The organism is Nostoc sp. (assembly GCF_036917775.1).
GTDB lineage: Bacteria > Cyanobacteriota > Cyanobacteriia > Cyanobacteriales > Nostocaceae > Nostoc.
Genome location: NZ_JBALEQ010000068.1, coordinates 40,169 through 56,302, shown reverse-complemented (window position 1 = coordinate 56,302; position 16,134 = coordinate 40,169). Strand labels below are relative to the sequence as shown.

At 43.0% G+C, this 16,134-nt stretch carries 14 protein-coding genes and 1 pseudogene; 5 read left to right on the top strand and 10 right to left on the bottom strand.

Going from position 1 to position 16,134, the window contains the following annotated elements:
- Positions 1-718: 718 nt before the first annotated feature.
- Positions 719-1,405 carry a response regulator gene (locus V7K69_RS11670; protein ID WP_335034413.1) on the bottom strand — a complete coding sequence of 229 codons (687 nt, stop codon included), beginning with the start codon at positions 1,403-1,405 and terminating at the stop codon, positions 719-721.
- Between the two features lie 332 nt (positions 1,406-1,737).
- On the opposite strand from V7K69_RS11670, the gene lipA reads away from it, so the two are divergent.
- Together lipA and V7K69_RS11660 are read left to right on the top strand one after the other, a co-directional pair.
- A complete protein-coding gene (lipA, locus tag V7K69_RS11665; protein ID WP_335034411.1) occupies positions 1,738-2,697 on the top strand; it encodes a lipoyl synthase in 960 nt (319 codons plus the stop codon).
- A 134-nt stretch (positions 2,698-2,831) separates the two neighbouring features.
- Positions 2,832-2,981: a photosystem I protein PsaX gene (locus V7K69_RS11660; protein ID WP_323200851.1), complete on the top strand. Its 150-nt coding sequence runs from the start codon at positions 2,832-2,834 to the stop codon at positions 2,979-2,981.
- Positions 2,982-3,002: 21 nt separating this feature from the next.
- Here V7K69_RS11660 and V7K69_RS11655 read toward each other — a convergent pair whose 3' ends face one another.
- The gene (locus V7K69_RS11655; protein ID WP_335034408.1) at positions 3,003-3,869 is read right to left on the bottom strand and encodes a branched-chain amino acid ABC transporter permease; all 867 of its coding nucleotides are present in this window, start codon (positions 3,867-3,869) and stop codon (positions 3,003-3,005) included.
- A gap of 205 nt (positions 3,870-4,074) precedes the next feature.
- Here V7K69_RS11655 and hrmK point away from each other — a divergent pair, with 205 nt between their 5' ends.
- The gene (gene hrmK, locus V7K69_RS11650; protein ID WP_335034406.1) at positions 4,075-5,940 is read left to right on the top strand and encodes a hybrid histidine kinase/response regulator HrmK; all 1,866 of its coding nucleotides are present in this window, start codon (positions 4,075-4,077) and stop codon (positions 5,938-5,940) included.
- A 252-nt stretch (positions 5,941-6,192) separates the two neighbouring features.
- Positions 6,193-7,026 (top strand): ATP-dependent sacrificial sulfur transferase LarE, encoded by an 834-nt coding sequence (gene larE / locus V7K69_RS11645; protein WP_335034404.1) that lies wholly within the window; start codon positions 6,193-6,195, stop codon positions 7,024-7,026.
- 24 nt (positions 7,027-7,050) lie between these two features.
- Here the strand turns inward: larE and V7K69_RS11640 are convergent, their stop codons facing one another.
- Both V7K69_RS11640 and V7K69_RS11635 read right to left on the bottom strand, forming a co-directional pair.
- Positions 7,051-7,413 (bottom strand): DUF4864 domain-containing protein, encoded by a 363-nt coding sequence (locus tag V7K69_RS11640; protein WP_335034402.1) that lies wholly within the window; start codon positions 7,411-7,413, stop codon positions 7,051-7,053.
- Between the two features lie 61 nt (positions 7,414-7,474).
- Positions 7,475-8,530: an SGNH/GDSL hydrolase family protein gene (locus V7K69_RS11635; protein ID WP_335034400.1), complete on the bottom strand. Its 1,056-nt coding sequence runs from the start codon at positions 8,528-8,530 to the stop codon at positions 7,475-7,477.
- Positions 8,531-9,235: 705 nt separating this feature from the next.
- Between V7K69_RS11635 and V7K69_RS11630 the strand changes: the two genes are divergently transcribed.
- Entirely contained in the window at positions 9,236-9,430 is a 195-nt protein-coding gene (locus V7K69_RS11630; protein WP_073640193.1) for a hypothetical protein, read from the top strand.
- 73 nt (positions 9,431-9,503) lie between these two features.
- On the opposite strand, the pseudogene V7K69_RS11625 reads toward V7K69_RS11630, so the two are convergent.
- The 6 genes and pseudogenes from V7K69_RS11625 to psaA all read right to left on the bottom strand — a co-directional run.
- Positions 9,504-9,755, bottom strand: a pseudogene (locus V7K69_RS11625) (DNA methyltransferase); the annotation flags it as partial.
- A gap of 346 nt (positions 9,756-10,101) precedes the next feature.
- Positions 10,102-10,449 carry a type II toxin-antitoxin system PemK/MazF family toxin gene (locus tag V7K69_RS11620; RefSeq protein ID WP_335034590.1) on the bottom strand — a complete coding sequence of 116 codons (348 nt, stop codon included), beginning with the start codon at positions 10,447-10,449 and terminating at the stop codon, positions 10,102-10,104.
- Positions 10,449-10,655: a hypothetical protein gene (locus V7K69_RS11615; RefSeq protein WP_335034398.1), complete on the bottom strand. Its 207-nt coding sequence runs from the start codon at positions 10,653-10,655 to the stop codon at positions 10,449-10,451. Before V7K69_RS11615 ends, V7K69_RS11620 begins: the two co-directional genes overlap by 1 nt.
- Positions 10,656-10,669: 14 nt before the next feature.
- Complete coding sequence (locus tag V7K69_RS11610; RefSeq protein ID WP_163930084.1) at positions 10,670-11,158, bottom strand: hypothetical protein; 489 nt, start codon at positions 11,156-11,158, stop codon at positions 10,670-10,672.
- A gap of 136 nt (positions 11,159-11,294) precedes the next feature.
- Positions 11,295-13,520 (bottom strand): photosystem I core protein PsaB, encoded by a 2,226-nt coding sequence (psaB, locus tag V7K69_RS11605; RefSeq protein WP_335034394.1) that lies wholly within the window; start codon positions 13,518-13,520, stop codon positions 11,295-11,297.
- 134 nt (positions 13,521-13,654) lie between these two features.
- Positions 13,655-15,913, bottom strand: a complete 2,259-nt coding sequence (psaA, locus tag V7K69_RS11600; protein ID WP_335034392.1) for a photosystem I core protein PsaA — start codon at positions 15,911-15,913, stop codon at positions 13,655-13,657.
- Positions 15,914-16,134 lie beyond the last annotated feature (221 nt).

Here is a 16,134-nt window from a genome sequence, read left to right as displayed (position 1 = left end):
TTTTATTTGTTTAATTTGGATTAATAAAAATAATTTTTTAATGAATATCTTCTCTGTAACTATGTAATTTTGACTAAACTAATTTGGGTATAAAAACATAAGTTAGTAAAAATATTTTTACTAACTTTATCTAGCAAATGTTCCGTATTACTGCTTTCTATCTGTAGATTATTGGTCAAGTTCTGATGCACAAATTGTATATCTGGAAAACTAACCAATAAAAAACCTGCCGTTTTTTTGAGGTTAGAAGAAACTGCGACAGGTTTAGTTGGTCTAGGACTATTTCAGTAGACTAACAACTGATACTATCGGACTCATATTTGATTATTGAAAAAAATCTGTATAGCTCTCTGTATAACTCAAAGAGCCTTCTTGACTATTGCCTGCCTATCGCGCTTGCGCTTCCCTTCTCTACGAGACGCTTTGCGAACGCGCACCACGCAAATAATTATGGCTACGCCATGCTGCGGAATAGAAATCAAATCGGATTGCTATATTTATTTTTGAAGAGGCACCTATAAAACTTACAGAAAATTAAATATAGAGGCAATTCATGAATTACCCCTATATGTAGTTTTTCCTGTTTTTGAATGTTGTTGTCAACGATGGTTTGTCAAGATAAGTATTTTTGAATTAACTATTTTTACCCGCTTTTAATCGGACACCCAGTATGATGAACCGGGTATTTCCGCTGCGATAATAATAATGAACACAAATGCTACTTTATTTTTTGTTTAATAAAGGTAACAACTTGAGTTAGCTGTTTCTTCAAGCCATCGATTTCAGCTTGCATTTTGACAATTTTCTCATTCAACGCATTAATTTCTGCCTCAGACACTCCTCCGGCAGTAGGGGTTGCGTTGCTTGCCGCCATAGGCATCACAGTATTGACAGCAGTAGGAGTTGCTACGGTAGCAGTATTTGCAACGCTAGGGGCTGCTACCGTAGTAGTAGCAACACTAGAAGTAGCAACTGTGCTATTTTTAACAGCAACCCCTGCTCCAACTGCGACTAATTCTGGGCGCGGCTGTTTCGCCTTACTCATAGCTAACTTAATTGCGTTAATTAGTTGCTTCTGATCAAAAGGCTTACCCAGAAATTCAAAGTATTCAAAGGGTTCTGTGATTTTCTCAGTTACTTCTTCCTTGCGACCAGACATGATCACCAAAGGAATTTTCCTTAATTCCGGATCGGCTTGAACTTTCTGGAAAACCTCCCAGCCACTCATTTTAGGCAACAGAAAATCCAGCATAATCAAGCTGAGTTTTTCCTGAAGAATGAAATTTAGTCCTTCCAAACCGTCTTTTGCTTCCAGTACCTCAAAATTGCCCGGAGGCAACATTTCTCGTACTTTTACTCTGACAACTGTAGTGTCATCGATAACTAAAATCTTGTTGCTTGCCACGACTGTTTGCTCTAACAGAAACTTTAAGTGTAAATAGCGGCTTTGCCGATTGTCCTTGAGAATCCTCCCACTATATACAAAATTTCTAGCAATTGGGGGATAGTATATTTCGGTATAAATGACATTGCTAGAGGTGTTTTGTAAAACTTTTGCTGGCGCTCTTTTCAATTTATGTCATGGTGATATTTAAGGCTTTAGCTTTGTTCTAAGGCATAAAGCATATAAGGACACAGAGACACGGAGATATCAAGACCGTCTTCTACGTCTATTCTTGTCTATCATTTGTCCATTGAAAGACCACTACTTTATATCCGTATCTTGCTTGGATGTCTATGATTTCGTCACAACAAGCCGAACTAAAGTCTGAAATTGCAGCGATGCCTAGCTGGTTACGTCGCCCTATCGGTAAAGCCAGTGAAATCTCTACCGTACAACGCATTATTAAGCAGCGCCAAATCCACACAATTTGCGAAGAAGGCCGCTGTCCCAACCGGGGAGAGTGCTATGCCCAAAAAACTGCAACTTTCTTGCTAATGGGGCCTACTTGCACACGCTCTTGTGCTTTTTGCCAAGTAGATAAAGGTCATGCACCGATGCCTCTTGATTTAGAGGAACCCCAAAAGGTTGCACAGGCAGTACAGCTTTTGGGATTGCGTTATGTGGTGCTGACTTCTGTCGCCCGTGATGACTTGCCCGATCAGGGCGCAGGTCACTTTGTGGAGACGATCGCTACTATCCGTCAGTTAAACCCAGAGACTCAAATTGAAGTGCTGACCCCAGATTTTTGGGGTGGTGCAGGTGTAGGAGAATCAGGTCAACGCCAACGCATAGCAATGATTGTAGAAGCCAAACCAGCTTGTTTTAATCACAATATCGAGACAGTGCGGCGGTTAACTGGGCCAGTGCGCCGGGGAGCCAAATACGATCGCTCGCTTTTGGTACTTGCTATGGTTAAAGAAATTGATTCGACAATTCCTACCAAATCAGGTTTGATGCTGGGACATGGCGAAACACTTGATGAAGTCGTCGAAGCAATGGCTGATTTAAGGGCTGTGGGGTGCGATCGCTTGACTATTGGGCAGTATATGCGTCCAACTCTTGAACATCTCCCAGTCCAAAAATATTGGACTCCAGAGGAATTCGCTCAACTCGGCAGATTAGCATGGGAAATAGGATTCAACCATGTCCGTTCTGGGCCTCTGGTTCGCAGTTCCTATCATGCTGGAGAGGAGGGAGTGGGAGCAGGGGAGGTAGGGGAAGCAGGGGAAGCAGGGGGAGCAGGGAAAAAATAACTAATGCCCAATTCCCCATTCCCCATTCCCCATTCCCAATTTCCAAATTCACACAAATATTCTTAAAGAATTTGGGTATTTGGTACGCCAGTTTGGTATTTCTTAAAAAGTCATGACATTAGGAGAATCGGATTATGACCGCTAAAACAACGAAGAATCCTGCAGATTTACCAGTTGCCGACAGTGGAGCTAAACCTCCCTACGCCTATCGCACAGGCTGGGCAATATTCTTGTTAGCTATCAATTTCCTGGTAGCAGCCTGGTATTTCCACATTATTGAATAATTAGAAGTGGAGTGGTGCTGCTCAAATCGTTCCTTTGAATAAACCTTTGGGACGAATGAGCAGCACCAAAATCATGATCAACAGTGCTACACCTTGTTTGTATTGTGAACCCAGCCAGGGGGTGCTAATTTCTTGGACGATGCCAATGATAAAAGCTGCTGCGATCGCACCATAAGGGTTGCCAATCCCCCCAAGAATCACTGAGGCAAATAACGGTAAAATTAAGAACCATCCCATATTTGGACGCACGGCTGTAATTAACCCATACATACTGCCGCCCAATGACGTAAGAGTGCCAGCAATTAGCCAAGTCCAAAAAATTACTCGGTCAACATTGATACCTGAAACCCTTGCTAAATCAAGATCGTCAGCAACTGCTCGCATCGCCTTACCAATTTTGGTATTTTGCAAGAGGTAATGCAGCGCCAAAATTGCCAGCACTGCTAACCCCAGTACCAATAATTGATTTTGCGGTACTTTTAAGCCAAAGATGTCTAAAGCTGTGGTGACAGGTAAATTATAGTTTTGGTTTTTGCCACCCCAGATAAAAATAATCCCATTGCGAAGAAATAAGGCAAGCCCAATAGAAATAATAATCAGCGTAGTGGAAGTAGCACGGATAGAGCGCATCTTCGACCACAATAACTTTTCCGATAACAGCATTGCTGCTACTGTTCCCGCCGCCGCCAGGATCATTGACAGCCAAATATTAACTCCAATACTATTGATCAGCCAGGTAAGATAGGCTCCTAAAGTTAAAAAGTCACCATGAGCAAAGTTAGATAACCGTAAAATTCCATAAGTAAGAGTCAGTCCAACTGCGGCTAGAGCAATAATGCTCCCTACCGCAATCCCATTGACGATTAGTTGCGCGAATTGTGTATCCATAAGTCTTAAGTTGCTTTCACAAATTTTAGGTCAGTGGTTCAGATAATAATTTTTTTGGACTAGCTGCTAAATTCGACATCATAAGTTATGGTTTATAACAACATAAGTTATGGTTTATAAATAAAAAAGAATTGTCCGCTAATATACATAAAATCCTTTTCGGATTTTTATGTGAAGCTAAATTTGTTAAGCGGTCTAGTTGACCATGCAGCAGTACTCAAGCTTACCAGACCAAAACTCACAGATAGATGCAACGCCAAAACTTTTGACAACAATTCAGCAACTTCGCGCCAAGTTGTGGCTGGAGAGCAGCTTGAACCAGTTGCAAAGTCGCCTTAATTATTATCTGCTTTCTGCTTGTAACAATGTCCTACAGGTAGAAACCGCAGAATCAGAAGTTCTCCAAGCTGTGGTTAACGAGATTAACAGTGTAATGAACAGCACTAATCTGGCACTTACAGATTATGCCGTCGGCATTGCTATGTTTCAACCACAAGAAACTGTAGCCACAGTTTGCTATATTTCTCGTTCTCCATCTCAAAACTCACAACCTTTATTTGTAGATGTGCTGACAGCAGAAAAAAAGCTGCTGTTGAGATTGCAAGAGGTTATAGAACTCGAAGATTTACAGCAACTTGAGAATCAACAGCCACCAAGCGCTTGGCGGTTAGCTGATGATTCTGGCAGCGTTATGGGTTGGCTAATTATCGCCGCAGCGTCCCTAAGTTCTGATCGTGAGTCGCTCATAGAATCAAAAGCCCAACTCCGATCGCAATTGATGTCCAGGTCTGCCAACCACTGTACAACAGCTTTGGTACAACTGAGACACATCCGATCTTGGCAGCAACAATATCAAGAGTTAAGTAACTCCAATCAAGAATTGCAGCGCACCAATCAGCTGAAAAACCAATTTCTGGCAAATACCAGCCACGAAATTCGCACACCGCTTAGTTCTATTATTGGATTTACCCATCTGCTTTTAGCTCCAGGATACGAACCAACTATAGAACGTCAACGGGAGTATTTAAATATCATTCAGTCTAGCGGCAAGCACTTGCTAGCTCTGATTAATGATATTTTGGATCTTTCAAAAATTGAAGCAAACCAGCTAGAGGTGCAGTGGGAAAGTGTTGATATACCACTGCTATGTAGCAATGTTTTGGCACTGGTGAAAGAGAAAGCCGCTAATAAGGGTTTAAGACTGTGCCTAGAAATTGACCCCGATATCACAAGCCTAGTAGCCGACTCTTTGCGACTTAAGCAAATGCTGTTGAATTTACTCTTCAATGCCTTAAAGTTCACCAGCAAAGGAAGTGTTGGCTTACAGGTTGTTCCCAAAGGTGGATCTGTACATTTTACAGTTTGGGATACTGGCAGTGGCATCTCTCAAGAAGACCAGACTCAATTATTTGAACCCTATTTCCAAATTGCTAAGGCTGTCGCTAGTGGTGCTGAGGGGACTGGTTTGGGTTTAGCAGTGACTCGCAAACTTGCCCAAATTCACGGTGGTTCTGTGAAAGTGGAATCTGAAGTAGATGGCGGCTCCCGTTTTACCCTTTTACTTCCCCTTAAGCAAGAGGTGGGAGTGGGGGGAGATGAGGAAGCAGGGGAAGCAGGGGAGGTAGGGGAGGCAGGGGGAGTAGAGGGAACAGAGGAGGCAAAGTACTCCTTATCTCCTTTGCCTTTCACCCCTAGTTCTTCTGTAGATATTTTGCTGGTAGAAAATGACTTACCCAATGCTGATTTGATGCAAATTTATCTACGGAAATTAGGATATCAGGTGACTTGGGTTAAGAATGCTGCCGAGATGTGGGAAGCTCTAACACAGTTAGATCCAGCAGTGATTTTAATGGATATTTTTCTGGCAGATGGAAATGGTCTTAACTTGGTACGACAACTGCGAGAACACGAGCAATATCAAACGATTCCGGTAATTGTTCAAACAGCAATGGCGATGAAAGGCGATCGCGAAACCTGTCTAACAGCCGGAGTAAATGACTATATTTCTAAACCGATTGATTTACCACTTTTAGCCAGTCTGGTAGCCAAGTACAGCAAACCGCCAATATGAGGTGGGGAGCAGGGGGCAGGGGTCAGGGGGCAGGGGGCAGGGAGCGAGGGAGAAGAGGAGTGTGGGGAGTGTGGGGAGGGTGGGGGGTAAGACTTCTTTCCCATCTTCCCACACTTCCCACACCTCCCACACCCCTTGGATTTCTCACTTGTGAGAAATCCAGGCTAATGCCCAATTCCCAATGCCCCGTAACATAACAAATGACTACAATAAAAATGGTTGGGTGCTATAGGGTTTGATTAGGGTTGAGAAATGATGCTGACAGAAAAATTTGAGCAATTAAAAGCCTTATTTGAAGAGATGGAGCAGGCATTGATTGCCTACTCTGGGGGCGTTGATAGCACTTTGGTTGCCAAAATTGCTTATGATGCCTTGGGCGATCGCGCTCTGGCTGTTACGGCTGTTTCTCCTTCGCTGTTGCCAGAAGAGTTGGAAGATGCCAAAATTCAAGCTGCAACTATTGGGATTGCTCATAAAATCGTCCAGACTCACGAGATGGAAAATCCCAATTACACTTCTAACCCGGTTAACCGCTGTTATTTTTGCAAAAGTGAGTTGCACGACACTCTCAAACCTTTAGCTTTACAGTTGGGTTATCCCTACGTAGTGGATGGGGTAAATGCCGATGATTTGCATGATTATCGCCCAGGAATTCAAGCAGCGAAAGAAAGAGGGGCGCGATCGCCTTTAGCTGAAGTGGGTGTCACCAAAGTTGAAGTTCGCCAACTTTCACAACAACTCGGTTTACCTTGGTGGGATAAACCGGCTCAACCTTGCCTAAGTTCCCGGTTTCCTTATGGTGAAGAGATTACTGTCGCTAAGTTACAACGAGTTGGTAGAGCAGAAATTTTCTTAAGAAAGCTGGGTTGGCAGAATTTGCGCGTGCGATCGGAAGATGATACAGCACGCATTGAATTATCACCAGAACAAATTAAAGAGTTTGTCTTAACGACAGATTTGCAAAAAGTAGTTTCTGTATTTCAGGATTTTGGATTTCTTTACGTAACTCTGGATTTGGAAGGTTATCGCAGTGGTAAGTTGAATCAGGTTTTGAATAATCGGGAAGTCTTGGGCGTTAAATTATAAAATTTTGGTTTTATAGAGATCCATTTATATTTCTTTACCTTCTACAGAAACTAGAAAGCAGCCGTTAATCCTCCAGGCATTATCCGGCTGTTTTTCCATAAGATATAAAGCTCTCAAGGGAACTCCATCAGGAGCAAGTAGTAGCACTGGCTGAGTTATGTTTTTTTGGATGGTTGTTATCTTCTCAAAAAAGACGGAACGAGGACGGTATACTGCTGGATAACTTATCTTCACCATCTGCATGAAATTTTCTGCGGTACCAAATTGCGCCTGAATTCCTGGACTGGCGAAGGAAAAAGCGCCTTGAGCATCATCCTTTTTAAAGGCTGCCAATTGGTGTTCAATTAGAGAACGTATGGTGATGGCATCGTTGTCGGTAATTTCCATAAATCTAAAATTGCGTAGGCGCAGCCCGTCATAGACATCGCTTCAAGGGTCGAGCGATCGCTTAATCTTCACGCTGAGTTACCTTGTATTCTATCTGTTGTAATGCCGAGCGCCATACATCATAACCCTCTTGTGACAGGTGCAAACCATCTGTGGTCAACTCTGGACGCATATTGCCTTCCATATCGGTAAACCAGCTATAAATATTTAGATAATTAGCGCCTTCTTGTTTAGCAATTTGGGTTAATTGGGTGTTGATGTGACGAATGCGGGTGTTGGAAAGTTTTGCTAGGCGAGTAGGCAAAATTGATTGGACAATGATTTGAGCTTTTGGGTGAGAATCCCGTAAACGACGGACAATCCGGCGATAATTACGCAAAATTGTGTCATCACTAGCGCCTTTTCGTAAGTCGTTAATCCCAGCCATGACATAAATTACATCTGGCCGCGTTGCCGAAAATGCCCCCAACCTTTTTAAAACACCACTGGAAGTATCTCCAGAGATACCTTGATTGAGCCACAATTTCCCAGTAGGCAGTTTTTCTCTAGGAAACCACATACTCAAAGAATCGCCAACTAAGATGCTTAGATGATTTGTACCTTGACCTTGAGCGATCGCTCTAGCTTCTAAAGCTAATAAACTTTTCCAGTCATCATAAGTTAGTTGACGCTTCCTGATCGACTCCCACAAAGATTGCAAATTATCACTATCTACGCGCGTATAAATCTGACCTGTTTTCAGAGCCGCCAATCTTTGGTAGTAAAGTTGATTACCAGATGTCAAAGAAATACCAGTTGCTTGGGCGCTGGGTTTGACTAATGATTCTGTTGAAGCTGGTGATCCTTCACTACTGAGTTCGGGTACGCTAGAGACGTTTTTTTCGTCTACCGTCGGCTGCGAATTTTTTAGGGGTTGGAACGCTTGCCCACTGAGTTCTGGTAAGGAGAGATCAACGCTGGGGATGATTTGTCTACTTACTATTGTCTGCGAGCCTTGTTTTAAATCCCACAGGAATCTAGAACTTTCTGGCAGGACAATTGACAAATGTGGAAGAGCCGATGCTGGTATTGCTAATCCTGTTAACAAGCCTGCTGCCAACAGATAAGGGTCCCTCATCGCTTTCTCTCTCCTCTACTCACTGCTTTTCCCTATCACATCATTAATTGCCTGTATTCAGGAAAATTTTACTTCGGTTAAGTTATTATTCTTATTTACACTGTATAGTTCTGTAAAGCGTGTTGAGTAGATTATCTTAGACAATTTACGATCTCTTTAAAATACGGCTTTTTCGGTGGTATCAACTCTGATTTGCGAAAATCCTGGTACTTAAAGCACTCTTTTCACAAAACAACCATTTTTTATAACTCAGTATCCACAAATATTGTAAGTGTGTATAAGTTTGCGATTAGTTGATATCATACGACGATCTGCTCTTTGTGAGCAAGCAAAAGGTTATTATTATTGATGTTTGAGAACTTGCTCTCAAAAAGTTAAGCGCTTAAACTGGTTTGTGATAATTATAAAGTCATCTATAGTGCAGTAAAAAATTATACAGATTGTATTGATATAACAAAAGTTAGATTTATTTTCATCCAAAAGTTGGCTGTTAGATTTGATGGAATGATTTGGGGTTTGATACAGATTGTCCAGTATTAGAGCAATTCTCTGTACTGATATTGTAGTTCTGTATATATAATTTCAAATTTATATTTGCCTATAGAAGTATGAGTTGAAACACCTTTAAATTAAGTTTTAACTATAGAAAATAACTTCATTGGAAATGCTAAGATTTAGGCTTAATCAATTAGTGTTTGTTCTTCCGTGGCTAGAGCTAGTACAGCGATTGGTGTCAGTCCAATTATTAAGGAGATTGTGCAAAAACAGGCACATTCGACACGTTTAACACTGAAAGAAGTGATTCTTATGGGAATGTTAGCTATTGATAAACTAGACGATCAAGGTCGTCAAGAGCTAGCCGATCAAGTTCATCAAATGCAGGTGAATGGAGAAATTTAAGTGAGTAGTTACGAGTTACGATTCATAAGCTATAAATTTTAACTCCTTACTCGTGAACCTTGACCTAATTTGGTTATTGGCTAAATCGATAACGACTTCCCATTACATAATTCTCATTAATTTCAAAAGATATCCATCGACGTTGCAGAGTTTCAGCAACAAACCCAGTTGTATTAGAACCTGCGAATGGATCTAATACCATATCACCTTCATCAGTTAAGAATTTGATGAAGAACTCGGCGAACCCTTGCGGAAAACGTGCTGGATGGGGTCTATTTTCAGCTGTTTTGCAGCTTCGTAAATAAGCACTATAGGACTCATATTTGATTATTGAAATATACGTAGTGGCGTGGCAAGGCTAAAATGTTGCAATAGATTTTTGAGAAAATCAAGATAAATCAATTTTTCTGTTTTTTTCCTAATGCACTATTTTAGCCTTGCCACGCCAGTAGGGTGCGTTAGCCTTTGGCGTAACGCACCGCCCAAAGGTTTAGGTGCGTTAGGCTATGCCATAACACACCCTACTACTTAGATTTTTTCAGAAATCAAATCATAGTCCTATATTAGATTCAGTATTAGCAATTTCTAGTAAATTTGGCGGGATTGCACCTGGTTATCCTTTTGGGATTTATGAGAAATATTATGTCTAATAAGACGTAACATATTTAAGATTATGTCAGTTTCAGAGCTTGAAGAATCGCTGTATTCAACTGCTGAATTTGACTTTCTCCTAATTTACCTATCCTTCTGGTGATTAGTCTACGCTCTATGGTAGTTATTCGAGTAACCCTAACTTTAGAAGCAACCCGTAATCCAGTACTAGGAAAATCTGGATCTGAAGGTTCTAAAATGAACTCTTCTGAACTCAAACTACTTATATTTTGAGATGAAATAAAACATAAAGTGACATCATCGCCTATAGTGTCTATCCATAAAACTAAACCAGGGCGTAGCTTTGTTCCACTCAAGTTTGTAAATGGAAATGGAACCAAGACAATATCACCTTTTTGGAGAGATATTAGATAGGTTCTCCGTCGTCAAGTGAATATATATCTGGTTCACATTCAAGAAAGTTAAAGGCTCCGCCAGTCTGGGAAAGTTGCATTAAGTCACTGGTTAAAGGCTCTGATAAATCGAAAAATAGTTTTTCTTCCAAAAGCGATCGCTCTTCATCAGAGAGAGATAAAATAACCTGCACGAGAGATTGTACTAATTTAATATTCACCTTCAGTTCTCTTTTTATATTTCGTAGACTAAAGCATAGCTATAGCTAAAATTATCATCAATTGGAGAGGCATCTAGTAATTTTCTTAAGTGAGTAAAAGGAAAAGGAGAGTTAATTTTTTGACAGTTTGAAATTACATAGAGTGTTTTAACTTTTACTTTCCCAACTTCTTCCCATAAACCTTCTTCTCTAGTTGACTCTGTACAGTACATAAGTAACTCTTGTGCTGTTTGAAGATTTAATTCTGGATTCAATTCAACTCTTTCTAAGTTTCCTTCGTATCTAACTAAGTTAGAATCTCCCACAGTTGCAAAGTAAATTTTACGTTGACCGTGAGTTTCTATTGCTTTTTTAGCTGATGACCAAACTACAGATGAGCGGAAAGTAATTATCTGTCTGGGATTATTATTACTAATTTCAACTGCTTCATCAAGATGTTCAGAGTAATTTCGAGAAAAAATTGCACAATGCGAATTTTGTTTAACTTGAGTTTCTAATCTCATTTTTTTAATATGTACATAAAGTATTTTCTATACTTTAGAGTTCCCAAAAAAGTATAAAAAGTAATCAAAAATGAAAAAATCCCCCACCTTGCGGCAGGGGATTTTTATTACTTATCTACAAAACTAGGAGCCGAAATTAACCGAACTTACCAGCAGTAGAAGCAATCAAGAACGCGGCGTAAGTCACGATGTAGCCAACAGTGAAGTGAGCTAGACCAACGACACGAGCTTGAACAATGGACAGAGCAACGGGCTTGTCTTTCCAGCGAACTAGGTTAGCTAGAGGAGTGCGTTCGTGTGCCCAAACAAGGGTTTCAATCAACTCTTGCCAGTAACCTCTCCAGGAGATTAAGAACATGAAGCCGGTAGCCCAAACTAGGTGTCCAAACAAGAACATCCAAGCCCAGACAGACAGGTTATTCACGCCGTAGGGGTTGTAACCGTTAATCAACTGAGCAGAGTTAGCCCAGAGGTAATCGCGGAACCAGCCCATGAGATATGTAGAGTTCTCATTGAACTGAGCTACGTTGCCTTGCCAAATACCTAGATGTTTCCAATGCCAGTAGAAGGTCAACCAACCAATGGTGTTGAGCATCCAGAATGTAGCGAGGTAGAAGGAATCCCATGCTGAGATATCGCAAGTACCGCCACGACCGGGGCCGTCGCAAGGGAAGGCATAGCCGAAGTCCTTTTTATCGGGCATCAGCTTAGAACCACGGGCATCCAAAGCACCTTTGACCAAAATCAAGGTGGTGGTGTGCAGACCTAGAGCGATCGCATGGTGTACCAAGAAATCGCCAGGACCAATTGTCAAGAATAGGGAGTTAGTACCAGCATTGATGGCATCTAACCAGCCTGGCAACCAAACGTTAGCGTAGTTAGGCCATGCTGTGTAAGCAATACTATCTGGGTTAGATAGCAAAGTGTCTAAACCGTACAGTACTTTCCCGTTAGCAGCTTGAACGAATTGAGCAAATACTGGCTCAATCAAGATTTGCTTTTCAGGAGTACCGAAAGCAACTACTACGTCGTTGTGTACGTACAGACCAAGGGTGTGGAAGCCTAAGAAAAGGGATACCCAGCTAAGGTGGGAAATAATCGCTTCTTTGTGCTTCAACACGCGCTCAAGGACGTTACCCTTATTTTGCTCTGGGTCGTAATCACGTACCCAGAAGATTGCACCGTGAGCAAAAGCACCAAGCATCAAGAATCCAGCAATATACTGGTGATGCGTGTACAACGCTGCCTGAGTTGTGTAGTCCTTCGCAATAAATGCGTAGGAAGGCATGGAGTACATGTGCTGCGCTACCAGAGAAGTAACAACACCTAACGCTGCTAAGTGCCAACCTAATTGGAAGTGCAAGGAGTTGTTGTAGGTGTCGTAGATACCTTGGTGAGGTAGGTTGAACGGTCCTTCAACAGGAATACCAAAGAAATTCTTGGCATTCAAGGCTTCTTTGAGACTATGACCAATCCCAAAGTTTGTCCGGTACATGTGACCAGCAACGATAAATAGAACTGCGATCGCTAAGTGGTGATGAGCTATATCAGTCAGCCACAAAGCTTCTGTCTGGGGATGGAAACCACCCAAGAAAGTCAGAATTGCAGTTCCTGCACCTTGCGATGTCCCGAAGATATGTCCAGGAGTATCAGGGTTTTGAGCGTAAACACTCCAGTTACCGGTAAAGAATGGTGTCAAACCGGCTGGGTGGGGTGGGGTATTCAGGAAGTTATCCCAACCTACGTGCTGACCGCGAGCTTCGGGGACAGCTACGTGAATTAAGTGACCAGCCCAAGCCAATGAACTAACACCAAACAAACCTGCTAGGTGGTGGTTTAGGCGATGTTCAGCGCTCTTAAACCATGCCAAGCTAGGACGGTACTTGGGTTGCAAGTGCAACCAACCAGCAAACAATAATACAGCAGCGAATAATAGCAAGAACACTGAACCGTTGTACAGTTCGCCGTTATTCCGCATACCGATGGTATACCACCAATGGTAGAGACCAGAGTAGGTGATGTTTACCGGATTACTAGCGCCAGCTTGGGTAAAAGCTTCGATCGCTGGTTTACCAAAGTGGGGGTCCCAAATCGCATGGGCGATGGGACGGATGTGAAGGGGATCTTTAATCCACTGTTCAAAGTTACCTTGCCAGGCTACGTGGAACAGGAGGCTGGATGCCCACAGGAAGATGATTGCCAAGTGACCGAAGTGAGTTGCGAAAATCTTTTGGTAAAGATTTTCTTCCGTCATGCCATCATGGGTTTCAAAATCGTTGCCTGTAGCGATCGCATACCATATCCGACGAGTCGTCGGGTCCTGTGCGAGATCCTGGCTAAATTTCGGAAATTTTGTCGCCATAGGTTTAATAAATCCTCTGACCTTTAGCCATCAAATACCAGTGTCTAGAGTCCTGAGTTTTGAGTTCTGAGTACCAAGTTTTGAGTATTTTCTCAGCACTCAGCACTCAGCACTCAGCACTCCACAACTGATTGCTACCCTACTGAAAGGATGTGTGCATGGAAGAATGCCCAAGTTGTGGCAATTCCTCCTAAGAGGTAGTGAGCTACCCCTACAGCCCGACCCTGAATAATACTCAGAGCGCGAGGCTGAATTGCTGGTGCTACCTTCAGTTTGTTATGCGCCCAAACAATGGACTCAATCAGTTCTTGCCAGTAGCCGCGACCACTGAACAGGAACATCAAGCTGAATGCCCAGACAAAGTGAGCGCCTAAGAAGAGTAGACCATAGGCAGATAGCGCGCTGCCATAGGAATTGATGACTTGTGTAGCTTGTGCCCACAAGAAGTCCCGTAACCAACCGTTGATGGTAATAGCACTTTGGGCAAAGTTGCCACCAGTGATGTGAGTCACAGTACCATCTGCATCTACGGTTCCCCAAACATCTGATTGCATCTTCCAACTGAAGTGGAAAATTACAATAGACAGGGAGTTGTACATCCAGAATAGTCCGAGGAATACGTGATCCCAACCAGACACTTGGCAAGTACCGCCACGACCAGGACCGTCGCAGGGGAAGCGGAAGCCCAGGTTTGCTTTGTCTGGAATCAGACGAGAGCTACGGGCATACAGCACACCTTTGAGCAGAATTAGGACGGTGACGTGAATGGTGAAAGCGTGAATGTGGTGAATTAGGAAGTCGGCTGTGCCCAAAGCAATGGGTGCAGCTGCCACTTTACCGCCAACAGCCAAAATACCGCCACCAAAGACATAGCTAACTGGTTCTAGGGCATTAGGTGCAGTTGTACCAGGAGCCAAGGCGTGGATATTTTGTATCCACTGGGCAAATACTGGCTGCAATTGAATCCCTGTATCAGAGAACAAGTCTTGAGGACGACCCAATGCACGCATTGTGTCGTTGTGGATGTAAAGTCCAAAGCTATGGAAGCCGAGGAAAATACATACCCAGTTTAGGTGAGAAATAATCGCATCACGGTGACGAATTACCCGATCCAATACGTTGTTTTGATTCACAACTGGATCGTAATCCCGCACCATGAAGATCGCAGCGTGAGCTGCTCCACCAACAATCAAGAAGCCACCGATCCAAATATGGTGAGTGAATATGCACAACTGTGTAGCGTAATCAGTTGCCAAATATGGATAGGGGGGCATCGCGTACATGTGATGCGCGATGATGATGGTCAGTGAACCCAAGAAGGCCAGGTTAGTAGCCAACTGAGCGTGCCAAGATGTGGTCAGGTTTTCGTAGAGACCTTTGTGACCTTCACCAGTGAAAGGACCTTTGTGGTTTTCTAGGATCTCTTTAATGCTGTGACCAATACCCCAGTTGGTACGGTACTGATGTCCAGCAACGATAAAGAGAACTGCGATCGCTAAGTGGTGATGAGCGATGTCAGTCATCCACAAGCCACCTGTTACTGGGTTCAGACCGCCCTTGAAGGTAAGGAAGTCAGCATACTGACCCCAGTTCAAGGTGAAGAAAGGTGCTAAACCAGCAGCAAAGCTGGGATACAACTCGGTCAACAAGTCTTTGTTCAAGATGAACTCGTGGGGCAAGGGGATGTCTTTGAGAGCAACGCCTGCATCCAAAAGCTTGTTGGTCGGTGCGGACACGTGGATTAAGTGACCTGCCCATCCCAAGGAACCACAACCTAGCAATACTTGCAAGTGGTGATTCAGCATCGACTCCACATTCTGGAACCATTCCAGTTTGGGAGCGCGTTTATGGTAGTGGAACCAGCCGGCAAATAGGAATAAGCCTGCTAATACCAAGCCACCGATCGCAGTTACGTAAAGCTGGAAGGAGTTTGTAATCCCCCAACCACGCCATACTTGGAACAAACCGGAGGTGATTTGAATACCGTGGAAACCACCGCCAACATCACCGTTTAAAATGTCTTGTCCGACAATGGGCCAAACGACTTGAGCGCTAGGCTTAACGTTTAACGGGTCACTTAGCCAAGCTTCGTAGTTAGAAAACTTCGCGCCGTGGAAAATCATCCCGCTCAACCAAACCATCACTACGGCTAGGTGGCCGAAGTGGGCTGAGAATATCTTGCGGGATATGTCTTCTAAATCGCTTGTATGTGTATCAAAATCATGGGCGAGTGCGTGCAGGTTCCAAATCCATGTGGTGGTTTTGGGACCTCTGGCTAAGGATCTGTCAAAGTGTCCAGGTTTCGCCCATCTCTCGAATGAGGTTGGAACTGGATCGTTATCGACGATGATTCTTGCCTTCTTTTCCTCTCGCTCCGGAGGACTTATTGTCATTTGACCTCCTCTCTTGATAAGGAATGAGGAATCATGAATACCACAAAGTGAACCATTACCGCATACTCAGAATTTTACTGAAGCCGCGATGAAGACCCTATGTGGAGAGTTGTTTCTCGTTGAATTATAGAGTCTTCACCTGCACTTTGTTGGAGATATTTTAACAATAATTCAAACTTGGTGGAATATTGCTGAAATTACCGTCTGATCTGCCTTTTAAC